We start from the raw sequence: 24,154 nt of genomic DNA on the forward strand, positions 1-24,154 counted from the left end.
ATCATAAAGTCGCTTGCTCCAAGCAATGTTGGTCCAAGGTAATCGTAAAGTTGTACTACGTACAACTTTACGCAGGCTAAATCCGCGTTATCCCTGCGATTGTTGCAGAAAATACATCAATTTTCCAATAAATTAACTCAATTCCATGAAATATGGCTAAATTGTTGTACGACATACAACACTTACTGCTTAATGAGAAGAAACTAACGGAATTGTTGTACGTTGTACAACTTAAGCGGGGAATAGACCGAGACAGAGGATAAAAGACTGAGACAAAAAGAAAAAGATCAAGATACAGCAAAATCAAGGGACAAGCTTCGCTTACCCTCAATTCTTACATATCTAAAACAAAAAGGAGCCTCATGAATTCATCATGGGCTCCTCTTTATTTATACCTTCACAACGAATTGAAAGGCGCCCGACAGGCTGCCATCCGCGTTGCTTTTAATATCCATCAGTAGTGCCTTGTTGTAGATGCCATCCTTCACATTGCCCGCTTCATTCGGGAAAAAGAGCTGACTCGTCAGCACCTGACCATTCGGCGCCTGCACCTTCACATGGATATGGCGCGTTCGCCCTGGGTACAAGCCCGGCACAATCGTTTCCAATGTAAATTTACCTTTATCGTCCGTATATTGATGCCCCCGAAGGGTGAAGCCTTTGTTATCATATTGACCGTCTGCATCTGCCTGCCAGAAGTCTAATAACGCATGCGCAGCTGGTTTACACGCCGTGGATACAACGTAGCCTACAAGCGTAAGCTTCGTTCCCTTCATTCCTTGCTCTAACAAGGAACTTTTCTCCGGCGAGTTCGGTGTAAAATACGGACCTTCGGTGACAGCTGGCGTCATCTCCTCCGGGGAACCGCACGCAGGTGTTGGCTCCAGATTCGCAGCTTTCAGTGATTCGCTCGCCGTTTCCTTCGCTTGATTAACTTCAGGCTGAGTCGTTGGTCCTCCAGTCGTAGCTCCGCCGCCCAAATTAATTCCGCAGGCCGCTAACGTCGCACTGGTGACCATTAGAACACTCGATACCAAGAACCGGCGACGCGTTATTTTCATACTCGAAGATTTCGACTCCTTTTGCTTCTCTTCCATTGTCGTCCCCCCCAATTCAACCTCTTGTACGAATAGAATAGCATGGAACTGGGGGAAATTCCCTGAAATTTATCCGAAGATTGGCTTAAAGTTTACTGAAAATAGGCGACGAATGGGCGGAAATACGGTTCTGCAGCTATTTTGAAATAAAATAATTTCCTTCGATCCAGAATCGCCACGGATATTCTCTGGCCTCCCCACTATTGTCGATACCGATTCTCGGTCCAGCCGCAACGGATTCTATTGTTTTTCCTTCAGCAATGAAAAGAGGACGCTCAAAGAAGGGCCTTCCATAGTCCTCTTTTACAATGCCAAGAGCTTTCGTTAGTTTGCCGGGACCGTTTGTGAGCTCCTTGAGTTTTTTATCGTGGCCGCGGCGATCATACATGAGATCAATTCCTATGCAGGGCTCCACAGCTCGAATTAAGACAGCTTCTGGGTGACCAGGCTCCCCGCTAACAATGTTCACTAGACAATGGGTATGCATCACATAGGTATAGACATAGCCCGGAGGGCCGAACATGACTTCCGTTCTCGGTGTCCTGCGATTGCCAAAGCTATGAGCGGCGCGATCTCCCGGCCCTTTATAGGCCTCTGTCTCTACAATCCAGCCTGCGGCTATGCCTAATTCGGTTTCTTTCACAAGTAGTTTGCCGAGCAGTGAACGAGCCAAGAGCAGTGTAGGTTGCCCAAAAAATGCAGCAGCTACGGGTTGGGAAGACAGAACATTCATCTCCATTTACGTCATTTCCTTGATCCTTTGAGTAATAAGCTCAACATCCTGGACGAAATATTTCATAAGGATGGGTCTCCGGCGTACAGCGAGTGGATGATAAGAGAAAGCTATAGGTAACCCTTGGAATGTGTGCCATCTACCCCTGTAGCTTTTTACATCGGCACCAACATCCGGAAACATAGAATCCACAACAACATTTCCAAGTCCAAACAACAAACTGGGTTTCTTCTCTTCAAGTTGAAGCTTTAAATGGGAAGAGCACGCCTCTCTGGCTAAGGGCTTGTTATAAGCCCGAATCGGGCGGCACTTCAATAAATAACTTACATAAACCAAGCCCAAATCCAGCCCCGCTTCCCTCATCCCCATCTGTAAAGTTTCCCTTGTACCGCATACGAATGCTTGTCCCTCCTTGTCTTCACGGGCACCCGGGTTATCCATAATAATAAAAATCGGAGCTTCGGGATTACCTTCCCCCCAAATCACACGATGACGCTGCTTGGAAAGCTCGCATTGCTGGCATGCGATGGCATGAGAAGGTGCTGTTTCCTCATCTAGAATAACGGCTTTGAAATCTGACATTCTACGCCTCCTATACCTATCTCAGTTGGATCTTAAGTCATTTTTCCCTTTATATCAAAGCTGCTATTCTTTACGAAAAAAAGACCCGATCAATATCTGATGGGGTCCCGCCTTCTTTATTATCCTACAACCAAACTATCCTGACCCAGGTTATCCCCTGTGGATTGTTTGATCTGTTTGCTTCTTAATTGTCCACAAGCGGCATCAATATCCGTTCCATGCTCAAGGCGAACACTGCAGCTAATTCCCTGCTTTTTCAATGTATCATAGAAAGCCCGCACGGATTCCCGCTCGCTCCGTTGATATTGACTATGCTCATCCACAGGATTGTAAGGAATCAAGTTCACGTTGGCAAGGTGGCGAATATGCTGGATGAGCTCTGCTAATTGCAGCGCATGCTCTCTACCGTCGTTAACATCCTTCAGCAGAATGTACTCGAGTGTAATTCTCCGGTTCGTTTTCTCCAAATAGTACTCGATTGCCTGCATTAATTTCTCAATCGGAATCGCTTTATTTATTTTCATGATCCGGGTACGAAGCTCGTTCGTCGGGGCATGCAGAGAAATTGCGAGATTTACCTTCAAATCCGAGTCCGCGAATTCGATTATTTTATTAGCAAGACCACTAGTTGATACCGTAATATGTCTAGCGGCAATGTCTAGGCCTTTCTGATCTTTCACAACGCGGATAAAATCAACCATATTTTCAAAATTATCAAATGGCTCACCAATGCCCATCACAACAATGTGGCTGACACGTTCGTCTTTACCCACTTTGTCCAAATGAAACTGAACCTTCATAATTTGTTCCACGACTTCGGCGCTGGATAGATCACGACTTTTGGCCAAAAGCCCGCTCGCACAGAAGCTGCACCCAATGTTGCAGCCAACTTGCGTCGTTACACACACGGACAACCCGAATTTATGTCTCATCAACACGGTCTCGATCAAATTACCATCCTGAAGCTTGAACAGGAACTTCATCGTACCATCCGCTGATTCTTGTCTCGTATGTTCAGTCAACGTCTGAATGACGAAATGCTCTTCCAGACTCTGAATACAATCCTGCTTCACATCCGTCATCTCTGAGAAGTCGGTCACCCGCTTCCGATATAGCCAATCCCAGACTTGTAATGCCCGCGATTTTTTGTGTCCTTTTTCCTCAAGCCATGCAATCAATTGATCCAACGTTAATCCAAAGATGGATTCTTTATTCATCGTTATCCTCTTTTCAAGACTTTCACATACAGTCCTATTCTACTAAGCAGCCGAAGCGTACCATCTGTTTATTATTGTGCCAAAAATCCTTCATGAACACAAGGGGAGTGAGAGGCCATACGCGTTCCTTTATCTGCCTCTTATTTTACCATCCTTTATGAAAAATACGCTATTCTACTAATCTATTGATCCATACAGGTCTCACTGGTTGCTCGTAACGGCTTTGTGACAGGAACGGCATTGGGGAATACGATTCGAGGGTGGTATGACGTGCCTTCTGGTAAAATGACTTTCCTAAGATTTGTGCCAGGTGGCAGCATTCCAGGAACAAACAACCAGCTTTATGAAGGTTATATTCAAAGGTCTACAATCAACCGTGGAATCACCTTTACGGGTTCATTTATTACAGTTGGTAACGGTTCAACAGCTCAGCTGAATAAATTTAGTTGGTTAGCTAGGGCTATCATCTTAGTATGAGAATCAAATAAAAATTAAGGTACCTCCAAATAGCTGGGGGTGCTTTTTTATGAATACATCCTTTCACATCCACAAATAATGTAACTAGTACGTCAAGGAGGCTAAAAAATGAACAATCAACGCGCTCAAGAGATTGCGGTTTCACCTGTCATGGTAGATGTCACTTATAATGGGACGCCAATCTACATTCAAAATGTCGACGAAAAGAATGAAACCGCCAGAATTTATCCTTTGGATCAACCGGAAAATGAGCAAAGTGTCCCTCTGAACAGTCTAGTCGAGCGTTCTCAAATGCTGGAGATGGAAGATATCAAGATGATATGCCCTTTGCCGCAGGATTGAAAAAAAGTAAGAAAAAAGAAAGAGGATACCTTTGCGGTATCCTCTTTACTAATGATAGTTGGTATATGTCTATGAAAATTTAATTATACCTACCGAATGCAAGAATACACAAACGATGAGTATGGGAGCTACCACGCGTAGTAAGAACATCCAAGCTTTATACCAAAAACCTTTCAAACCCGCTTCTTCTCCAGCCTTTTTCCATGCATATCCGGTAAATAAGGTAACAACCAACCCACCGAATGGCATCAGAACATAAGAAGTAACGAAGTCCATCCAATCAAAAATGCTTTTACCTCCAGGATGGAAGTCCCCTAGAACGCCTCCAACAGAAAGCCCTGAAGGAACACCAACTAAGAAACAAAGGATGGATAAGATAACCGCTGATTTTTTGCGGCTCCACTGCCATTTGTGCATAGCATAAGCAACTGGAACTTCTAAGATGGAAATCGCTGAAGTTAACGCCGCAATGGCTAGCAGCAAGAAGAATAATCCACCAAAGAAGAAGCCAAATGGCATTTGCGAGAACGCCGCAGGCAGCGCCATGAAAGCCAAACCTACGCCTTCACCAGGCTGAAGCCCGTAGGAGAACACCGTAGGGAAAATGACTAGACCCGCGATGAAAGCATATACCAAATCACCGAAACCAATGGCGAGCGTCGCCGTGCCGAGTGATTGTCTTTTTTCCACATAAGATCCATAGGTTAGCATACAGCCCATCCCTAACGATAAGGAAAAGAACGCATGTCCCAAAGCAACTAGTGCAGACTCCGCGTCCAGCTTGGAGAAGTCAGGTTTCAAGAAGAAGGATACCCCCGCTGCTGCCCCTGGAAGCGTAAGCGAACGGAACATAAGAATGAGTAGGATGATGAGAAAACCAGGAATCAAAATTTTGTTGAATTTCTCAATACCGCCAGAAACCCCCTTGGCAATAACCCACCCTGTAACCAACATAACAACAGCCTGCCAGAAAATAGGCCAGTAGCCCGAAGCGAATGATAGGAACTTCTCTTTATAGTCTGAGCCCTCTTGGAACAAGAGGCCAGTAAACGACTCTACCGTATAATGGAGTGTCCATCCCGCGACTACCGCGTAGTAGGACATGATCATGAAAGCGGTTAGAATTGATAATAACCCAAATGCTCCCCAGTATTTTTTGCCCGTCAGATTAAAGAAGGATGCCGATGCATTCCCTCTACCACCGCGGCCAATCGTCATCTCTGCAAGCAAAATAGGTAAGCCTACAACAATTAAACAAATGATGAACAACAGGAAAAAGGCGGCACCGCCATGTTTACCTGTAATGTAGGGAAACTTCCACATGTTGCCTAGCCCTACCGAGCTGCCGATCGCAGCCAAAATAAAACCAGTAGACGTAAATCGTTCAACCGTTCCTGTTTTTTTGCTTGCTGCTTGTCCTGATGTCTGATCGTTACTCATGATGAATGATTATCTCCTAACGTTATTTTGATGAAATAATGTTACTGGAAAATCCTTCTCAAGTCACCTTGTAAAATTTCACAAAGTTTACATCCGTTTATTCTTTATCAATGGTTTGATGGATTCCATCTTCATAAAAATCAAAGACAAGCTGTTGTTTCGTACCTCTTGCCGCATAGAATACATCGGATATCTGTTTTCCTTTGCGTTTTACCTCCAGTTCCAACCATTCCTTAGTCAGTCCGTTATTCTCTAGGTTTTTCTCCATCATTTTTCCATCCATAATTAATTCAATGGGAAAAGCTTGGGTGTTTGAATGAAGCTTCATATCCTTTTTAGTGACATATTGGTACTCGTCTTTTTTTAATACCGATACCACACCATTATCCTCAAGTACAGCGTAGTCCACTTCCTCTATATTAAAAATCCCCTTTTCCCTTAAAGCTTGATCTAATGAGTCCAGTGTATATCTCACTTTTCTCATATTATCTTCAAGAATTTTCCCGCTTTCAATAAGTACCGTCGGGGAACCTGATATCCAGTTTCTCATTTTGCGGCTTTTCAATGCAATGACGGATAACAAATAGGACATAATGGCAATGACAATCAGCGATAAAATCATATGCGAAAGACTTAATTTTTCATTGAATGCCAAATTAGCTGCAATAGCCCCTATAGTAATACCAGTCACAAAATCATGAAACGTCATATTGGAAATCGTCTGTTTACCAAGTACTTTGGCTATAAACAGAAGCAGTAAAATAGCTAGAACGGTCCGAATCAGAATTTCCACGTAGGCATACATACTTATGTCCCTCCTCCCTGTCATTATCTCCTAAATAGAAAAGAAAAAACCAAACAAGGATAGAGAGGAGGCTCTTGGATTCCCCTGATCCTGATCTGATGATCAGCACAAGGTCATTTCTACCGAGTTCTTAAATCGTTGATTACCCATGGTAAACGACTCCTTTAGTATACTTTTTGATACTATAGTACTTAAAAGTAGGTACTTGCTTTTAATTCCAATACCATTAATAATAATGGCGTGACTGTCAGTTGCAAATAGGAACCCTTGTTAGGGTTGTCTTCATAAATAGCTTAAAGGAGAGATGACTATGACTCAGAAATTGTTTTCTTCGTATGATTTGAAAGGTTTGCACATAAATAATCGCGTTGTCATGGCGCCAATGTGTCAATATTCGGTTACGGCCAAAGACGGAAAGCCGAACGAATGGCACTACGTTCACTATCTTAGCCGCGCTATTGGCGGTACTGGTCTCATTATCATGGAAATGACGGATGTTGATCCCGATGGCCGCATTACTGATTTCGACTTAGGACTATGGTCAGATGATCATATTCCAGCATTCGCCAGAATTATCGACGGTGTACATTCGCATAATGGCAAAATCGGGATTCAGATCGCTCATGCAGGACGCAAAGCAGAAGATGCGGCAGTCCCCATTGCCCCATCTGCGATTAAGTTTCCTGGCTCGGCTTACAAGATGCCGCGCGCTCTTACAACCGAGGAGGTTCAAGACGTCGTCCAAAAATTCGGTGATGCCGCCCGCCGTGCTGTAACAGCAGGTGTAGATACGATCGAGCTTCATGGAGCTCACGGCTATTTGATCCATCAGTTCCAATCGCCTCTAACCAATAAACGAGATGATGTATACGGTCAAGACCTAGCCCGTTTTGGCGTAGAAGTCATTCAAACCGTCAAAAAAGAAATGCCTGCTGACATGCCGCTCATCTTCCGCATCTCCGCAGTGGAGTATGCCGATGGCGGATATGATATGGATCATGCCATCGAGCTTTCCAAAGCCTACCAAGCTGCAGGTGTAGACGCTTTTCATGTGAGTTCCGGCGGGGAAGGACCCGCTGGAGAGAGAAAACCAGGCAACTACCCCGGCTATCAGGTTCCGTTCGCACGTAAAATCCGTGAGGCGCTGAATGTACCCGTGATTGCTGTAGGTATGCTCGAAGACCCAGCGCTTGCTGAGTCCGTTATCGGCAGTGAAGATGCAGATTTCGTAGCGATTGCACGGGGCATGCTGCGTGATCCGTACTGGGCTACACATGCAGCCATTACACTTCGCAAAGAACCGAATCATATCCCGGAACAATATGCTCGAGCTTACTAATACGGAAAGCGGCTATCCCATAGCCATTTTGATGTTAAGCCTCTCTACCTATATATACTGGACCCGAATTTGCTGAGAGGGAACGTCGATTCGCTATTTGTTCGAAAAACCCCCATAATCACGAGGAAGCGGAACGACGAGGCGTTATTTCGCGGTTTTTCGCCTTCTGGATCGTGTTGATGATCAAATAGCGCCCTCATGTTCCTCTCAATCGGTTTTTCGGGCTGTTTTCCTGAAATAACGCCTCTACGTTCCGCTACCTAGTACTAGTGGTTAGGTGGCTTTCCTTAACAATCGGCAAAACAAAAAATGAGAGGGCAAGAGTAACCTTGCCTTCTCATTTTTTTATTTTCTGTGTCCCTAGCTGTTGGGACACGACACACCCTGTTTGTTGATTGCCAAGGTAACGGGAAAAGAATAAGATGTTAAATGGGCACAGATTCCTGTCAATCCACACATTACACGTATGTGCCCTTTATTTGGTTTGGACATCTGAGAGGGGATTCTCGCATGAAAAGTCTTGCGTCCTACTATTTCCTATACTATCTCGGACAGGCAGCATTAATGCCTTATCTTAGCCTATATCTTAGTGATAAGGGGATAAGCTCTACCCTAGTCGGACTGCTTCTATCTCTTTGGGCCTTTACGAGTGTCATTGCTCAGCCCATTATGGGCATGCTGAATGACCGGCTGAACGATCGCCGACAAATATTGATGCTTTGTACCATCCTATCCCCTATTCTCGCATTTGGCTTCTACTTTTTTGACGCCTACTTTGCCTTATTGATCTTCTCGGTTCTCTTCCCATGGTTTCAATCTTCTTCTGCCTCGTTAAGCGATGCGTTGGCTGTTGAGATTGGCAGTAATGCGGGTATTTCTTTTGGCAGCATTCGTCTCTGGGGAGCCCTGAGTTTTTCCTTGGCTAGTTTTGCCACAGGTATTATTTATGAACGCAGCGGCTACGGAAGTAGTTTTTTCTATTTCCTTATCATCAATGCTGCTGTCCTCGGTGTATTGTTTCTATTTCCAAAAATCAAACCGTCCGAACATAAGCTGTCGATGTTTGATCAGGCTAAAGAGGTAATTAGCCATAAACGGTTTCTTGGCTTTATCGGGATTTGTTTGCTGGTGAATTTATCGATTGCGATCAACTTTTCGTTTCTTCCTATTTATTTCAAAGAAATGGGCTTTAATAAAGCCTGGATTGGCACCACGTATGCGATAGCAGCGATTATTGAAGTACCGATGTTCTGGGTATCAGCTAAGCTGAATAACAAAATCGGACGTTTGCCTGTCCTCTGCATGGCTGCAATTTGCTATGCGGCCAAGTGTTTGACATTGGCTTTCACGCACGATATTTATCTGGTGCTGGCTTCACAGCTTTTAGACGGAATGGCCTATGCCTTTTTCGCAAGCGCATCTGTTGAAATGGTGAAAGGTTATTCCAAAGACGAGAATCAGGCTACCTTTCAAACGGTATTTGCAGCGATCACTACGGGGCTTGGCGGAATTATTGGCGGTGCCTTTGGAGGTATCTTTATTGACCATATGGGCGCACCTTTCCTTTATTTCATATTGTTTACGTTGTGCTTGACGGCAGCCATTTTATTCTTTATTTCTAATAAAATATCCAATCGCTCGACAAAAAAACGCACCTCTTTACATATTTTTTAAAAGAATTGTCTTGATTATAAGCTTAGAAAACTAAATAATATGAAAAAGGTCTTATTGATCGGCACGATTTGATTATGATTTGAGCTTTAGTACACACAACAGAAAGGTTGCCATTGACATCATGGAGTTATCTCACCGTATTACCAAGGAACAAACAGCCAAAGAACCGTTCCCCATCTCTATACTTTCTCTTACCGTTGGCGCCTTTGCCATTGGAATGACTGAATTTGTCATCATGGGGCTTTTGCCTAATGTCGCGAATGATCTGCATGTCAGCATCTCATCCGCAGGACAACTCATTACGATGTATGCCCTCGGGGTAGCTCTTGGCGCGCCTATACTGACGGTTCTCACCCACCGAATCCCGCAAAAGAAACTGTTATGTTTGCTAATGGTTTTATTTATTCTGGGTAACGGAATTTCTGTTTTCGCTCCAAGCTATGCCATTCTCATGGGAGCCCGTATGATAACCGCATTGACACACGGGACATTCTTTGGCGTCGGGGCTGTTATCGCCTCCAATCTGGTACGTCCGGACAAGCGTGCCGGGGCCGTATCCATTATGATGGCCGGTCTAACCATTGCCAATATTATCGGTGTTCCTCTGGGGACATTCATCGGTCAACACATGGGGTGGCGATCCTCATTTGGCGCGATTGCGATCATGGGAATCATTGCATTAATCGGCATTCTTATCTTTATACCGCAAATTCGACATGACCAACCAGCGAGTATCGTTAAGCAGATAAGCGCTCTCGTCAAGCCCAAGCTCCTTCTTTACCTGCTTATCGGAGCCCTAGGCAACGCCGGCCTATTCGCCGTCTTTACTTATATTACGCCACTGCTTGTGCAAGTCACCGGTTTTGCTGAACATAGCGTAACTTGGATTCTAGTCCTCTTCGGCTGTGGAGTAACCATCGGAAATATCGTTGGCGGGAAGCTTGCGGACTGGAAGCTGATGCCTTCCATACTGGGACTTTATCTTTCGATATGTGTACTTCTCACCCTCTTCACCTTTACCATTCATAGTCCAATAGCTGCGGTATTGACTATTTTTCTGTGGGGAGCTGCTTCCTTTGCTGTATTCCCTGGGCTGCAAGTACGAATTATGAGCCTTGCACAGGCGGCGCCAGCACTTGCTTCTACCTCCAGTCATTCTGCCGGTAATCTAGGAAATGCATCAGGCGCTTTCATTGGAGGATGGGTCATTACACATTTGTCCATCACAGCCCTCCCTTGGGTTGGCGCTATACTTGTAGGACTGGCGCTGATCTTAGGATTTGCTTGTTATCTTGCAGAACGTAAGCCTGCTAATGTATAACTCTTTAATCATACAAACAAGGGGCTGTCTCTTTGGGGACAGCCCCTTGTTTTATCGTAAAGCCTATCTCACAGTCATCTTCGGCGACTTTTAGCACAGCCATTTTTGCTGCAATGATGTATTTCATCGTTAGATTCAAGTTATTGTAGCTTTACGATTGCTGCATCGATGTTTTATATCGTTGCAAGGGCGATTGGGCGTATAACTGTTCATAAAAGGTTGATGGAACGATGTTTTACATTGTTACAAGGGAGCTCAATCATCATTTTAATGCTGTAACGATACTTTTCATCATTGCGTCATAGGGTGCACAAAGTAGTCTTTCGGCAAAAGAAAATCAAATTCATTTAGCGTGCAAAAAAAGAAAGGTTCTATTCCGATTTTCTCTAAGAAAACCGAACTATGGCCTTTCTTTTTGCATAATCAACTTTAGCGATTCCCATAATGATAATTGTTTTGAGGGGGATACTGGTATTGAGGCGCTGCATGGGGATGACTTGTCGTGTTAGAATACGAGGGAGTGGCCTGCCGCTTATGCATTTCTGACACACATTCGTCCGTAGGTCCAATTATAATGGTTTGATTATCTAGAGGTTTAAGAGTTTTCCTCAATAGTTCTGGATCTAAACAATACGTATGGGCAAGGACTTCTATTGGTGTTTTTGTTAAAATATCAGACCCGAAAATATACTCTGGATACGGAGCATCAAAGATGGCGAGTAAATGGGTGCTATCTTCTAAAGCCACTTCCCAATGCCACCAGCCCTGCGGAATATTCGCCACTTGTCCTGGGACTATCGTCACATTTGTGATTACATTATTAAAAGGATTAATTAAGGAAACCCTAGCGGTTCCCGTAATACAATAAACAAGCTCAGATGCATTTTGATGATAATGTGGTTCAACAACACGTCCTTTACTTAAATAAATATCAAGCAAAGAAACGTTACCCAGCGTGTTTAAATTCTCTCGTCCCAATCGATTAATAAAATTTTCGGCATTCCTTGTTTTCAAACGGTTCTTATTGATATCAAAAAAATATTGAACATCTGGTTTCGTATAATCTATATCAGGTGTCGCCATTTAGGAACAACTCCATTTCACTTGTAATTCATATATCTGCATGATATGCGTTGGAAGTTAATTCGTGATAAATGCCTAGTTTTGGCTGAAGCAAGATTTCTTAAATAAAGAGCATACGCCAAAAGCATGCTGCGCCCAAGAAGCGAAATGCTAATGCTTGCTTATACGTGTAAAGTTGTATTTTATACAAAATTATGCAAGATAACCCTCGTTTTTAAGCGATTGTTGCATAAAATGCAACCATTTTAGCCTAAAGCTTTGATCGGCCCCGCAATTATGAAATCAAACATACAAAAGCATTTTTTGATATGACGCAGGAATTGCTCTCTTAATTCGGGAGGAAAGCTTTAAAGTATTATAGAACCGTAGTAACTGGCAGCAGACAACCGATGTGTAAAAAAAGAACCTCAAGCTCCTTTTTGTGGAGTTGAGGTTCTTTTCATATAATAGGAATGACTTGTTCCTAATTAGCCCGTTTAAACGGAACGAGGATTCGCTATTTCGCAGAGATCCGCTCAAATTTGGGTTCAAGAGGAATGACGATTCGCTATTTGGTCATTTTTGCGTCTGCAACGCGTTTTTCAAGTAAATAAGGTATCCTCGTTCGTGATATACCCGCCTAGCTCTCATTTGCTCAATATAACGAATCGTAGTTCCCTTTTATCGTAAATGGGGCTCGACAACCGCTATATCTCGTCCACAACGAGCACTCAGGATTCGCGTGTATTAGGAAAAGTTCTATATGGGACTCCCTCTTCTTCTTTGCTTTTATTCGCAGTAGAAGCTTTTTTCGAAGACCACAAGGCTTCGATTTCCTCCAGCGATTTCCCCTTTGTCTCAGGCACTAGACGCCAAGTGAAAAAGAAAGTAAGCAAGGACATGAAACCGAATATCCAGAATGTCACCGCGGGCCCTGCAGAACCAAGCATCGGAGGAAAGGTCTGAGATACGATATAATCCGCTGCCCATAGCGCCATAGATGCAATTGCCGTAGCTTTTCCACGAATACGGTTCGGGAAAATTTCGGACATAATCACCCACACAACAGGACCAAGCGATACAGCAAAGGAAGCCACATACAGTAAAATAAAGATTAGCACCAATGGCCCTGAAGGTTGTCCCGTGTGAAAGGCAGCGCCTATAACGACTAGGCACACTGTCATTGAGGCAGATCCGACGAGTAAAAGAGCCTTACGTCCCACCTTATCGATGAGCCATATAGCAAGAATGGTGAAGAGGAAATTAATCAAACCGACCAAAATGGTCTGAATCAGAGAAGCATTCGTGCCAGCACCCGTTTCCTTAAAAATTTCCGGAGCATAATACATAATCGCGTTAATTCCCGTAACTTGCTGGAGAACGGCCAGTCCCACACCTACAATTAAAGCAAGCCGCAAAGCAGGGCTGAACAGTTGGCGGATCGATCCACTTTCCTGTTCGAACGATTCCTTAATATCCAGTACTTCCTGTCTGGCCAATTCGTCGCCGTGAATTTTTAGTAAAATCGGAAGTGACTCTGCTGCCCTCCCCTGTTTGATCAACCATCTTGGACTTTCAGGCACAAAGAAAAGCAGTACTAAGAATAGCAAGCCTGGAAGAACCCCGAAGCCAAACATCCATCGCCAAGCTGTTGAAATATCCCACGCGTCGTCACCATACCCCGCAATGCCCATATTAATGAAATATACGAGGAAGATACCGGTCACCGTCGCGAATTGATTGAGGGCTACAAGGCGGCCGCGATACTTGGCAGGTGCTATTTCCGCGTTATAAAGAGGACATAGCGTTGAGGTAATACCAATCCCCAGTCCGCCAATAATCCGGGCAATAATATAACCGGTGAACGTATCTGGAATGGCGGAACTGATGGATCCGATAATGAATAGGATCGCGGCCATTATCAGCACTTTTTTCCGACCGAACCTGTCCCCCAGCATACCGGATCCTGCTGCTCCAACGATACACCCGATGATTAAGCTAGAGACCGCCCACCCCACTTGCACCTCGCTGAGGTCAAAGCGTTCTTTCATAAAACCGATTGCACCCGACACAACAGCTGTATCAAATCCAAATAATAAACCACCCAAAGCGGCAACCATCGAAACTAGCGTGACAAACTTCATGCTTACTTGTTGGTCTTGATTGTTTATATGTTGTGAGCTCATAAGCGATTATCCCTTCTGACTTATCCGCACCTGCGTGCGAGTCTTTTATCGTGAAAAAATAGTCAATCCTTATAATGCGAGACTCATTATACCATGCGTTTTGTTCAAGCTAGGGGCCTATTCCCTTCACTTATTTGCTGTTTACAAGCATAATATTGATGCCTGTAATTCTCCGCCTGATATAGGGCGGCAGACTAGCATATTTTTGTTGTGTAAAAGCAAAAAAGTCCATGCATCTCTACATGAACCTTTGTCTTTATTAAAGTTGGTTGCGGTATTCGGTGGGCGTTACCCCTGTTACCTTTTTAAATACTCGGCTGAAATAATTAGGATCTTTATAACCAACCATATAGCAGACTTCCTTTAAGCTGAATTGCCCTTCGTTTATGAATTCTTTGGCCCTTTCGATCCGCAGCCTTGTCACATAATCAATGAAGGTTTCTCCCGTTTGCTGTTTGAATACTTTACTGAAATAATACGGGTTCAAATGGACATGTTCCGCAACATCTTCGAGGGAAAGCTCCTCGTTGAATTTATCTTGAATGAACGTGATGGCGTTGTCTAGGACACTCCATGTTCGCTGCTCACGTTCCTCACGAATTCGTTTGATGGCCAATTCCACGTACGTGCGTTCGGTAGTCTTTTCTGCAATCAACTTATCAGCCGTTTCCCGCTCACCTTCTAGGGAAAGCATTTTCATATCCTCAAATGAGCAAAGGTTACCCCACCTTTTAGGATACGTAGATGCGAAGACGGCTTCAAAATACGATCTCCTTATTCCCTCAATCTCCATTTGGACGGACCCAATGCCTACATTAGCGTCTAAATTACGCTGTTGGTGAAGTGTCTCAACCAGCTTAGCGCCTAGCAAATGAGCCTCTTCCCGCAATACCTCATCCTTGATGTCTGCCTTTTCGAGTAGAAAAATGACCATGTGCCAATGGACCATGGAACTGACCACACAGCCGACCCTATTCTTGATAAAGCCTTTGGCGAAGTTTTTTACCGTTTCGTAAACCTTTTTCTTCTCGATGCCTAATTCCTGCTCGGATGTATGCCCGAATTCCGGCAAAGCGAGCACAAGCGCACAGCCTTTATCTATGGAAAGCTCGAGGATATCAGCCAGATACCCCAACTCGGTTTCATTCACTTGATCGGACATAAAGACCAGAGCCATTTCCGTTTCCGCCAGCGGGAGCAGCTGGAAATACTTATCGCGCATTGCGAATTCCTCGTCGCGCTTTCTTTGGTCCTGGTCAATTTCAGCTACCAGCCGCTGGAGGAGTGCAACGATTTGATCGCGTTTAGCCGGTTTGATCAGGTACTCTTTTACTCCCAAGGAAAGGGCTTCTTTAGCGTATTCAAATTGTTCATAGGCTGTAACCAGTACCATCTTGATCTGCGGACTATGAGCCTTGATTTCCTTTAACGCTTCAAGGCCTTGAATGCCCGGCATTCGAATATCCATCAGAACGATATGCGGTCGAAATTCATCTGCCTTTTGAATCGCCACACGGCCATTCTCTGCATGAATAATTTCAAACGTATTCGGCATCATTCGGGTAACGATCCACTCAATACCTTCTCTCTCTAAAGCTTCATCATCTGCGATCAGTAGGCGATACATCCCCATCCTCCTTTCCTGCAGTAGGAATCCGGATGAGGACAGTCGTCCCTTGGCCCGGCTCACTGTGAATATCTACAAGATTCTTTTTTCCATAAAATAATTCGAGTCGTCTAAACACATTACGCGTGCCTAACCCCGTCGATTGTCCCTTTTCTTGATCAAGCAGCGGTTCGGATTCGAAGTGAAGCAGAGACTCACGGACCTCCTCGCTCATACCGATCCCATTATCTGATATGGAGACCCTTACCTCACCAGTCTCGCACGCAATGCCCAGCTTAATCTCAGCCCCTTCTTCCATTCCCTCAATACCGTGGACAAAGACGTTCTCAAGTATCGGTTGAAGGGTTAGCATGGGAACGTACACGTCCAGTCCGCTCTCGTCAATTTCCGTTACGAACTGAATCCGGTCGCGAAAGCGTGCCTGTTGGATGGTAAAATACTCTTTGGCATGCTCGACCTCATCCCTGAGCGTCACCGGACGATCCAATTTTCGAAGATTATATCGAAGAAGATTTGACATGGATACCGTGAGATCGCTTGTTTTCTCAGCACCCTCGAGCAGCGCAAGCTTGGATATGACATTCAAGGAATTAAAGAGAAAGTGCGGGTTGATCTGATTTTGCAAAACCTCCAGCTCTAATTCTTTGACCAGCTTGTCCTTTTCCAAGCTTTCTTTCTCTTTCATAATCAGTACTTTCAAATTGTCTTGCATGCGCCCAAAAGCCCTAGATAACATTCCAAACTCATTATGCTCGCTAATCTGCGGAGGGGGAGCTTGCAAATTCCCGTCTGAGATTAGTTGCGCCGTTAAGGCCAACTGCTTGATCGGTCGGGTAATACCTAGGGAAATCCAATAAGCAAACAAGACGCTTATCAGCGTATTTAAAATAAAAATAGCAACTCCCCAATGATTCATAACTTCGGTTTGGATAAGAATTTGTTTGTAAAAAGGCTGATAATAACTGAGTTCCAAATCAATAAGTTGATGTCCTTCTGTTTGGATGTACGCGGCTGTCTGCTCAGCCTCTTCGTAGAAAGCCGCATAAGCCAAAGAGCCTTGGCTGTTTAAAGCCTCTATGACACCCGCTTCTTGCCCTATAAAAGTATCGATCATATTGCGATAACTGCGAACTGCTAGATCAGTAGTTGGAATAATCGCCCCTTGTGCAAACATGCTTTCCCGCAGTTGATTAAGCTCATCCCTCTGACTTATATAGACCTTGCGGCTGTTCTCTGTTCGATCCATTAAGTAAACATTCAAAGCACGAAGATTCCCCTGCGTCTGTCCGGCAATTTGCTTGTACAATAATACCCGATCCAGCATCACATTATAGCTCATCTGCACCGTTCTTCCGCTTTCAAAGATGAAATAAGCAACCGCGTTATTCAATATAAAAAGCATCGGGATAACAATAAATAGCATTCTACGTATATTCATGGGCTGCCCACACTTGTCTTCAAATGGTTTCGATCCAGAATATCCGTAGCGGTGAAGTGCTGGACCGGAATGGAGCCCCCTTTGAAAATTTCCGCTAGCAAATCAACGGATTTGGATCCAATCAATTTGGGCTGTTGAACGATCGATGCTCGAATTGCTCCTTGGGCGATGCCCATCTTGGTTTCCTCCAGGTCATCAAATCCGTACACGCTTACATCTGCTCGATTGGTTACCTTCAGTCCTTCTACAATGCCAACAGCATCTAAGGAGCTAAATCCAACCATCGTTTGAATACCTGTGTATTGGTTTATCATAGCCTCTGTCTGCTTAGCAGCTTGAATCCTTGAAATATTTGATGAGCGAACAGCGACGATTTCAAAACCTGGCGTATTTCGAATAATTGAACGGAAACCCTCTAGTCGAAGCTGTTGATTATCCGCCAGTTCACTTCCGATCATGATGCCGATACGGCCTTTCCCAGCAGCATCTTTCACCACAAGCTCCCCCATGCGTTTGCCCGCTTCCCAATTATCTGTTCCCACGTAGGCAAGGCGCCGGCTCTCCGGTTCATCTGCGTCTACTGTGATCACTGGAATACCTTGATCTAAAGCCTTGCTGATCAGAAGATCGTAGCGCTGCTCCTTTATTCCTTGGACCAAAATAGCATCCGGCTTGGCAGCAATCGATTTCTCCAGTAGATTCATTTGTTCAGCAGGATTTATGCGAATCGGCCCCATGTAATCAATCTTCATACCCAGCTGCGCCGCGGCTTCTTTGGCTCCCAGTTCCACCGTTCTCCAGAATGGATTGTCGATCTCTTGAGCTATCAGCACAACGTGCTTGATACGTTTATCCACTACCTTGCTCTGTTCCATTTGCCCGACCAGATGATCGATCTTAAGTGTGGAAGATAAAAACTGGAATAAAAAATAACAGAAAACAATAATTATGCCTACCAGCCCCACCGTCCACTTTTTCTTTGACATGGAGCACCCCCGAGCTTTAGTAAAAAATATAGATTTATTATACAGAGCCTGCAGATAAAACGGAAATCACGTTTAGTATTCGATGATGAATAAATTTCCTATACATGGCAAAAGGTACTACTGACATTTTAAGGAAGGATGATAGGGATAATGGACAAAGAAAATCAAGAGATGACCCTAACGAATCGACAAGGTCATCCGATTTCAGATAATCAAAACATACGAACAATTGGAAATCGAGGACCTTCAACGCTCGAAAACTACCACTATATCGAGAAAATATCCCATTTTGATCGGGAGCGCATTCCAGAACGTGTTGTTCATGCACGAGGTGCCGGTGCTCATGGATATTTTGAGGCCTATGGCAAAGTGGGGAATGATCCAATTTCCACCTATACACGGGCCAAGCTTTTTCAAGAGGCTGGTAAACAGACCCCAGTATTTGTCCGATTTTCTACGGTCGTTCACAGCAATTACTCTCCGGAAACCTTTCGTGATCCACGTGGATTCGCCACAAAGTTTTATACCGAGGACGGTAACTGGGACTTAGTCGGCAACAATTTGAAGATATTCTTTATTCGCGATCCGTTGAAGTTCCCGGACATGGTTCATGCCTTCAAACCGGACCCCGTTACCAACCTGCAAAACCCTGAGAAAATGTTCGATTTTGTATCGAACTCTCCTGAGGCCACCCACATGATCACATTCCTGTTCTCTCCGTGGGGGATTCCCGCCAATTATAGGCAAATGCAAGGGTCTGGTGTGAATACCTACAAGTGGGTCAACCAAGAAGGACAAGCCGTATTAGTCAAGTATCATTGGGAACCGCTGAAGCAAGGAATGAAGAACCTGACTCAGAAGGAAGCAGAAGGCATACAGGGTAAAAACGTAAGTCATGCCACCCAGGATTTGTATGAAGCTATCGAGCGCGGTGAGTACCCGGAGTGGGAGCTCTGCGTTCAAATCTTGAGTGATGACGAGCACCCTGAGCTCGATTTCGACCCGCTTGATCCGACTAAACTTTGGGATCATGAACAATTTCCTTTTTTACCCGTGGGCAAAATGGTGCTGAATAAAAACCCCGAAAATTACTTTGCCGAAGTCGAGCAGGCAGCTTTCGGTACGGGGGTTCTAGTCGATGGTCTTGATTTTTCCGATGACAAGCTGCTGCAGGGCCGAACCTTCTCCTACTCCGATACCCAGCGATACCGCGTGGGAACGAACTACCTTCAGCTGCCGATTAATGCCCCCAAAACACGTGTAGCTACGAACCAACGAGATGGGCAAATGGCCATCGTGGTGGATCGGGCCCCCGGGCAGAATCCGCATGTGAATTACGAGCCCTCCTCGCTTGGCGGGTTAAAAGAAGCGGTTCCTTCCGGCAAGGAACATCAACCTATGTATAATGACAAATTAGTCCGTGAAAAAATTAGCCGAACCAATGATTTTGGACAAGCCGGAGACACCTATCGTAAATTTGAAGATTGGGAACGCGATGAATTGATTGCGAATTTGGTAGATGCGCTGAAGATATGCAAACCAATTATCCAGAATAAAATGATTGAACATTTCACAAAAGCCGATTCGGATTACGGTCGACGCGTTTCTGAAGGTCTTGCTCAAGCTAACGTCGAATCGGCACATCTCGGCTCCGCTGCTGAAAGAGATGGTGCTGAAATTGCCGAGAACTCAGGAAAGCGAACAGACGGATATTAAAAATTGAAGACGAAACGCCTGTTTACAGAAATGACCGGTAAGGCCCACAGCCTTCCGGTCTTTTTTCGTTTCCCTCGCTGTCCCAGCGGAATGTTTTTTGCTGCACTCGTGGTATTAGACCATACAGCCGTCCCCCTGGATGAATAGTCTAGCTAATATCTACTCCTTTCCCCCATCTTATATAAAGCGAGGTTGCCTATGGCAAATCCCTATACGAAACACCGAATTCGCAAAATCACTCGCCGCTTCGGCATTCGAGCGTTGAGGTCAGGCACGGTTGCATCCTTTTACCGAGAAAACGCGATTATTCAAGTACAAACGAAAATGGGCACCTATGCCTTGAAGCCCTTTTTTCGAAATGCACTCCTCCGCACTAGTACCGTTCACCAAATGAAAACAACGGCAGCGTATCTAGAGCTCTTGATGAATAGTGGATTCACTTATATGCCCAAATGGCTCACTACCCGCTCTGGGAAGTTATGGACTTTACACCGCGAACGCCCCTTCTATATGACTGAATGGATAAAAGGGAGGAATTTGGAAAAGAACGAAGACTTTGAAGAGCTTGGCCGGGCCCTTGCCACCCTACATACTACATCCAGTGGTATCCTTGACACTAAAGGGCCCTCCACGCATAATCAAATCAGAATATGGAAAATCCAAGATCGCCTCTTTCGTAGACGGATGAATAAAGCTATTCAAAACCATGAACGGAACCGCAAATGGTACAAAATATACGGAAAGTACTGTAAGCGCCTTACCGATCGGGCATGGGCTAACTTAAACAGCCCCGAGGTCGTTGATCTTTTGAAGAAGGAAGCGAACCGTCCCGCATTGATACACAACGATATTACTTCCCCTAATGTCATTATTTCTGAAAATGGCCAGCTGTTCATCATCGATTGGGACCGTGTTAAAGTGGGTTCCATCTATGTAGATCTAGCGAAAGCCCTCATGAACACTACACAATTCAATCCCGATTTCATACTAGCGTTGTTAAAAGGGTATGAAGAACGGCGGCCATTAGACCAGACTGAGCGAAAATTGATTTCGTCCTTATATGGATTGCCTCGAGAAGCTTGGCATGCTACTCAGTTCCCTCATGAATCAAGAAGCCGTGAAATGCTCGATATTTTGAAAAAAACCTGGGATCCCCGATTAAAAGCAATGGATTTAATAGATGAATGGACAAAATCAATCCCTAAGGAGATTGAGGTCGTCAATGAAATCACAGATTGAACATTCTTCATCGAAATTGCCTTGGAACGGTACGGAGATGCTTCGTTGGATTGAATTAAACAAGTATCAGCGTGAGCTTAGGGCTTTATTATAATTGGAATAGTCATAGCAATTCCTAAATAGGAACTAAAAGGCACCCTTAGACAGGATGCCTTTTAGTTGATTCTTATGTCCGCCATACCTTAGTTAGCGATTTTGCTCCATACAGGGTACTCTTCCAAGTACCCATATTCGTACAATTCCTTAAGAGCCTTGCGTATGCTATGTTCATCCTCGCCCGATTCACTGGATAGTTCCACTAGATCGTCTAGGTTGATGTTCGGGTTCTCTTTGCAAAACGTAAGCAAGCCCTTAGCAGCCCAGGAAAGCCGATCGTCTTGGAAATCTCCCACCATACGGCGGAATATTTTGTGCGAGACAATTCTCAGCTCCACAAGTTGTTGCAATGCCTTTGTCGCCTGCTTGAGACTCATGCGACCGAGCTTAGCAATATCAGATAATCCTGGAATGTTCGATTCCGAAGAAAAACATTTCAAGACGATAAAGGTCATTTGTGCATAAATATCCATGCCAGGATGGTGAAAAACTTCATCTGAAAGATTAAAATGACGCGCTGCGTCCTTAGCTTGTCCGTTGTCCATCCGATGTCCTCCTTTTCATTATTATGGAGTTCACCTACTCATTATTGTTGCCATGATCCGAGGGTTGTACCAGCTTACCCGAGTTGTGCCGAGACTGCTTGAATATTTGTGCCAAGCTGAATTTTTTCTGATCATTGGCACCCGGGATCTCTTTCATTGGCTGGTTGAAATTATCATTCGCTTCATGAGCAGGTTCAATAGGCTCTGCCGACTCCATGCCACTATAGCTGTCTGCGAGAGAAATGGTCTCATCCAAGTCCGAGACCATTTCTTTCCCGGGAAATAATTCCGTAATCGGTCTTCTGCCCGATTGCTCTTCTCGGACATATCTTGTCAAAATATCCATGATCCCTTGACTGAATATGCCTTCCATTTTCAGTTGGTTTAAATAATCGATAACCTCCGGCGGAGTATCAGACGGAATATAGAGTGTAACATCCTTACCGGAGCGAACGTAAACGGTGGATCTACGCTTTTTCAATCCGAACCGCTCCCGCGCTCGGATAATCCTTCAGAATTCGCACTGGCTGCCGCGGCGGATTCGTCCGCATGTTTCAGCGCGTGGTCAAGCATAAGAAAGGTGCCTCGCACATTTCGGAATTGGCTGTGCTCCACGCTATCAAACTTAATGGGCAAGCCCAGCTCAGCGTTTAATTTCTCAATCCATGGCTGCAAAACGACCGCTCCACCGCCGATAAACCAAAACTCATTGGCGTAGCGAACATGCTTCCAAGAGTTGCGCGCGTATTTCAGCACTTTCTCCGCTAATATACGCATATGTCGGTTAATCAGGCTTGTCATGTCAAAAACAACCTTACCCTCCGCATAAATCTCATACTCTTTGTTGACCAGCATGAGGGTCAATTCCGCCGTGCTTGCGATCAATTCCTCGCCTTGCGAATTAACCTCGTTGCGAATGCTCTCTAATGCATCATTGAGGTAGATCTTAGCGCCGGTAGAGTGCCGCTGATCCAGATCGAGGCCGGGTTTGAAGAACGCGATATCCATGTCAACGCCACCTACATCCGCAATGCCGAAGCCTTTGTGGGATAGATGCGATTTGGAAGTGGCCTCTAGGTCGTAAACACCGGATACATCGTCTATGCTGATATCAGTAGGAAGCGAAAATTCCATTTCTACCGTTATCCCTTTAAATACGGGGGTTGTCCCGAATGTAACGGAATGTACGCCTCCTGTAATCTTATGAGCAAATTCCTCGCGGAATTTCGTTATTTCACGAATCGGCAGACCAGTACCCAAGTTGACAGCGGCTTTAATCCGCTTTTTCCCCCGCTTGACGGCATCCTCATGTTTCTTGGCAATAGCATACGCCGCAGCCGTAAGGAGAGTCACCATCGTTTCGGGTCTTTGGGCCTTCTTTTGCACCGCTTTATCCCCGACAATTTCGTGAATAATCCCTTCGTCACCGATCGCTAAGTTACCCACGTAAACATGTCGGTACTGATCGCTCTCTATCGAAGGCGATGTAATCTGTACGTCAAGAAAATCCAAGGGATCACCTTGTTCCATCAAAAGAAATCGTTCACCAAACGGTTGTGCCAGCACATTAGGGAAAATAAAGTTACAGTCCAAATGGTCGTAAATCACTTTAACGTGACTGCTGCCATTATCGATAGACAGCGTGATGGTAGTGGTTAAGACTTCGTTCTTTGTCAAGTCTATTCCCCTCTCCGGTGGCCTTATTTGAGTTTATATAAAGATTCGCGTAACTAGGGCCAATTGGGAGGGTATTTGGAGTAATTGGTATTTTTAGCAGCTAGTTGGAATGAACTTTAAAGTTTAAAGTTTAAGATGTAAACTTTACAATTTAAGCTTTAAACTTCACGATTCAAACGTTAAGATTTAAGCTTTAAAGTTTAAACTTTATTTGGCTTTTTGTAGAGTTTGATGCAACACAATTTACACTATGATTATGTTAAGACATTTGCATGCTTGTCCGTGGAATGTTGTATTTTGTACAATTTTACGCAAGCAACTAAGACCATTTCCACGCAAATGTTGCAAATAAGCTATAAGTAGCTCTAAAGCATATAAAGAGGCTAAATTGTGGTTCAAAAGAGACCGATCGATTCATTCATCTAATCTTGCTCTGCATTGAGGTGTATGTAGATCAGGTTCAATCGTCAACTATGGTCAATTGAGATTGCTATGAATGAATCCATGCTCGCGGCTGGATGATGTTGTAGAAAGTGCAACAATTACTACCTAAAT

General features: G+C 44.5%; 19 protein-coding genes and 2 pseudogenes. 7 read left to right on the forward strand and 14 right to left on the reverse strand.

Going from position 1 to position 24,154, the window contains the following annotated elements:
- Window positions 1–389: 389 nt before the first annotated feature.
- The 4 genes from ASG85_RS04400 to rlmN form a co-directional block, all read right to left on the reverse strand.
- Window positions 390–1,097, reverse strand: a complete 708-nt coding sequence (locus ASG85_RS04400; RefSeq protein ID WP_060645470.1) for a hypothetical protein — start codon at window positions 1,095–1,097, stop codon at window positions 390–392.
- Window positions 1,098–1,233: 136 nt separating this feature from the next.
- On the reverse strand, window positions 1,234–1,836 hold the full coding sequence (locus ASG85_RS04405) for a DNA-3-methyladenine glycosylase (protein ID WP_200961657.1): 603 nt from the start codon (window positions 1,834–1,836) through the stop codon (window positions 1,234–1,236).
- Window positions 1,837–2,412, reverse strand: coding sequence for a uracil-DNA glycosylase (locus ASG85_RS04410; protein ID WP_060645471.1), 576 nt, complete (start codon window positions 2,410–2,412; stop codon window positions 1,837–1,839). It lies immediately after the preceding gene.
- Between the two features lie 119 nt (window positions 2,413–2,531).
- Window positions 2,532–3,629: a 23S rRNA (adenine(2503)-C(2))-methyltransferase RlmN gene (rlmN, locus tag ASG85_RS04415; RefSeq protein WP_057303595.1), complete on the reverse strand. Its 1,098-nt coding sequence runs from the start codon at window positions 3,627–3,629 to the stop codon at window positions 2,532–2,534.
- 270 nt (window positions 3,630–3,899) lie between these two features.
- Here rlmN and ASG85_RS04420 point away from each other — a divergent pair, with 270 nt between their 5' ends.
- On the forward strand, window positions 3,900–4,106 hold the full coding sequence (locus tag ASG85_RS04420; protein WP_060645472.1) for a hypothetical protein: 207 nt from the start codon (window positions 3,900–3,902) through the stop codon (window positions 4,104–4,106).
- Between the two features lie 108 nt (window positions 4,107–4,214).
- Window positions 4,215–4,388 (forward strand): annotated as a pseudogene (locus tag ASG85_RS04425) (small acid-soluble spore protein H); the annotation flags it as partial.
- A 129-nt stretch (window positions 4,389–4,517) separates the two neighbouring features.
- Here ASG85_RS04425 and ASG85_RS04430 read toward each other — a convergent pair.
- Together ASG85_RS04430 and ASG85_RS04435 are read right to left on the reverse strand one after the other, a co-directional pair.
- Window positions 4,518–5,888: a sodium-dependent transporter gene (locus tag ASG85_RS04430; RefSeq protein ID WP_060645474.1), complete on the reverse strand. Its 1,371-nt coding sequence runs from the start codon at window positions 5,886–5,888 to the stop codon at window positions 4,518–4,520.
- 97 nt (window positions 5,889–5,985) lie between these two features.
- Window positions 5,986–6,693, reverse strand: a complete 708-nt coding sequence (locus ASG85_RS04435; RefSeq protein ID WP_060645475.1) for a DUF421 domain-containing protein — start codon at window positions 6,691–6,693, stop codon at window positions 5,986–5,988.
- Between the two features lie 310 nt (window positions 6,694–7,003).
- Between ASG85_RS04435 and ASG85_RS04440 the strand changes: the two genes are divergently transcribed.
- From ASG85_RS04440 to ASG85_RS04450, 3 genes are all read left to right on the forward strand, one after another.
- Complete coding sequence (locus tag ASG85_RS04440; RefSeq protein WP_060645476.1) at window positions 7,004–8,032, forward strand: NADH:flavin oxidoreductase/NADH oxidase; 1,029 nt, start codon at window positions 7,004–7,006, stop codon at window positions 8,030–8,032.
- A gap of 510 nt (window positions 8,033–8,542) precedes the next feature.
- A complete protein-coding gene (locus tag ASG85_RS04445) occupies window positions 8,543–9,706 on the forward strand; it encodes an MFS transporter (RefSeq protein WP_060645477.1) in 1,164 nt (387 codons plus the stop codon).
- A 121-nt stretch (window positions 9,707–9,827) separates the two neighbouring features.
- Window positions 9,828–11,027, forward strand: coding sequence for an MFS transporter (locus ASG85_RS04450; protein WP_060645478.1), 1,200 nt, complete (start codon window positions 9,828–9,830; stop codon window positions 11,025–11,027).
- 429 nt (window positions 11,028–11,456) lie between these two features.
- Here the strand turns inward: ASG85_RS04450 and ASG85_RS04455 are convergent, their stop codons facing one another.
- The 5 genes from ASG85_RS04455 to ASG85_RS04475 form a co-directional block, all read right to left on the reverse strand.
- Window positions 11,457–12,110 (reverse strand): cupin domain-containing protein, encoded by a 654-nt coding sequence (locus ASG85_RS04455; RefSeq protein ID WP_057303603.1) that lies wholly within the window; start codon window positions 12,108–12,110, stop codon window positions 11,457–11,459.
- Between the two features lie 710 nt (window positions 12,111–12,820).
- Window positions 12,821–14,275, reverse strand: a complete 1,455-nt coding sequence (locus ASG85_RS04460; protein WP_060645479.1) for a sugar porter family MFS transporter — start codon at window positions 14,273–14,275, stop codon at window positions 12,821–12,823.
- A 259-nt stretch (window positions 14,276–14,534) separates the two neighbouring features.
- Complete coding sequence (locus ASG85_RS04465; protein WP_200961658.1) at window positions 14,535–15,902, reverse strand: AraC family transcriptional regulator; 1,368 nt, start codon at window positions 15,900–15,902, stop codon at window positions 14,535–14,537.
- The gene (locus ASG85_RS04470; RefSeq protein ID WP_060645481.1) at window positions 15,877–17,340 is read right to left on the reverse strand and encodes a sensor histidine kinase; all 1,464 of its coding nucleotides are present in this window, start codon (window positions 17,338–17,340) and stop codon (window positions 15,877–15,879) included. The genes ASG85_RS04465 and ASG85_RS04470 overlap by 26 nt, the downstream gene beginning before the upstream one ends.
- Entirely contained in the window at window positions 17,337–18,326 is a 990-nt protein-coding gene (locus ASG85_RS04475; protein WP_060645482.1) for a substrate-binding domain-containing protein, read from the reverse strand. Before ASG85_RS04475 ends, ASG85_RS04470 begins: the two co-directional genes overlap by 4 nt.
- Window positions 18,327–18,482: 156 nt before the next feature.
- Here ASG85_RS04475 and ASG85_RS04480 point away from each other — a divergent pair.
- Together ASG85_RS04480 and ASG85_RS04485 are read left to right on the forward strand one after the other, a co-directional pair.
- A pseudogene (locus ASG85_RS04480) lies at window positions 18,483–20,042 on the forward strand (catalase); the annotation flags it as partial.
- A 198-nt stretch (window positions 20,043–20,240) separates the two neighbouring features.
- Window positions 20,241–21,281, forward strand: coding sequence for a phosphotransferase (locus ASG85_RS04485; RefSeq protein WP_060645484.1), 1,041 nt, complete (start codon window positions 20,241–20,243; stop codon window positions 21,279–21,281).
- Between the two features lie 182 nt (window positions 21,282–21,463).
- Here ASG85_RS04485 and ASG85_RS04490 read toward each other — a convergent pair whose 3' ends face one another.
- From ASG85_RS04490 to ASG85_RS04500, 3 genes are read right to left on the reverse strand one after another with little or no spacing between them, the layout of a single operon-like run.
- On the reverse strand, window positions 21,464–21,922 hold the full coding sequence (locus tag ASG85_RS04490; RefSeq protein ID WP_057303609.1) for a hypothetical protein: 459 nt from the start codon (window positions 21,920–21,922) through the stop codon (window positions 21,464–21,466).
- Window positions 21,923–21,956: 34 nt separating this feature from the next.
- Window positions 21,957–22,403, reverse strand: a complete 447-nt coding sequence (locus ASG85_RS04495; RefSeq protein WP_060645485.1) for a hypothetical protein — start codon at window positions 22,401–22,403, stop codon at window positions 21,957–21,959.
- The gene (locus tag ASG85_RS04500) at window positions 22,400–23,599 is read right to left on the reverse strand and encodes a ParM/StbA family protein (protein ID WP_060645486.1); all 1,200 of its coding nucleotides are present in this window, start codon (window positions 23,597–23,599) and stop codon (window positions 22,400–22,402) included. The genes ASG85_RS04495 and ASG85_RS04500 overlap by 4 nt, the downstream gene beginning before the upstream one ends.
- Between the last annotated feature and the right edge of the window lie 555 nt (window positions 23,600–24,154).

Source organism: Paenibacillus sp. Soil724D2 (assembly GCF_001427935.1).
In the GTDB taxonomy this organism is placed as follows: domain Bacteria; phylum Bacillota; class Bacilli; order Paenibacillales; family NBRC-103111; genus Paenibacillus_E.

What these genes read in the sequence shown, in the direction of transcription:
- ASG85_RS04400 (WP_060645470.1), bottom strand. Translation starts at nt 1,097, where the DNA reads ATGGAAGAGAAGCAAAAGGAGTCGAAATCTTCGAGTATGAAAATAACG.
- ASG85_RS04405 (WP_200961657.1), bottom strand. Translation starts at nt 1,836, where the DNA reads ATGGAGATGAATGTTCTGTCTTCCCAACCCGTAGCTGCTGCATTTTTT.
- ASG85_RS04410 (WP_060645471.1), bottom strand. Translation starts at nt 2,412, where the DNA reads ATGTCAGATTTCAAAGCCGTTATTCTAGATGAGGAAACAGCACCTTCT.
- rlmN (WP_057303595.1), bottom strand. Translation starts at nt 3,629, where the DNA reads ATGAATAAAGAATCCATCTTTGGATTAACGTTGGATCAATTGATTGCA.
- ASG85_RS04430 (WP_060645474.1), bottom strand. Translation starts at nt 5,888, where the DNA reads ATGAGTAACGATCAGACATCAGGACAAGCAGCAAGCAAAAAAACAGGA.
- ASG85_RS04435 (WP_060645475.1), bottom strand. Translation starts at nt 6,693, where the DNA reads ATGTATGCCTACGTGGAAATTCTGATTCGGACCGTTCTAGCTATTTTA.
- ASG85_RS04440 (WP_060645476.1), top strand. Translation starts at nt 7,004, where the DNA reads ATGACTCAGAAATTGTTTTCTTCGTATGATTTGAAAGGTTTGCACATA.
- ASG85_RS04445 (WP_060645477.1), top strand. Translation starts at nt 8,543, where the DNA reads ATGAAAAGTCTTGCGTCCTACTATTTCCTATACTATCTCGGACAGGCA.
- ASG85_RS04450 (WP_060645478.1), top strand. Translation starts at nt 9,828, where the DNA reads ATGGAGTTATCTCACCGTATTACCAAGGAACAAACAGCCAAAGAACCG.
- ASG85_RS04455 (WP_057303603.1), bottom strand. Translation starts at nt 12,110, where the DNA reads ATGGCGACACCTGATATAGATTATACGAAACCAGATGTTCAATATTTT.
- ASG85_RS04460 (WP_060645479.1), bottom strand. Translation starts at nt 14,275, where the DNA reads ATGAGCTCACAACATATAAACAATCAAGACCAACAAGTAAGCATGAAG.
- ASG85_RS04465 (WP_200961658.1), bottom strand. Translation starts at nt 15,902, where the DNA reads ATGTATCGCCTACTGATCGCAGATGATGAAGCTTTAGAGAGAGAAGGT.
- ASG85_RS04470 (WP_060645481.1), bottom strand. Translation starts at nt 17,340, where the DNA reads ATGAATATACGTAGAATGCTATTTATTGTTATCCCGATGCTTTTTATA.
- ASG85_RS04475 (WP_060645482.1), bottom strand. Translation starts at nt 18,326, where the DNA reads ATGTCAAAGAAAAAGTGGACGGTGGGGCTGGTAGGCATAATTATTGTT.
- ASG85_RS04485 (WP_060645484.1), top strand. Translation starts at nt 20,241, where the DNA reads ATGGCAAATCCCTATACGAAACACCGAATTCGCAAAATCACTCGCCGC.
- ASG85_RS04490 (WP_057303609.1), bottom strand. Translation starts at nt 21,922, where the DNA reads ATGGACAACGGACAAGCTAAGGACGCAGCGCGTCATTTTAATCTTTCA.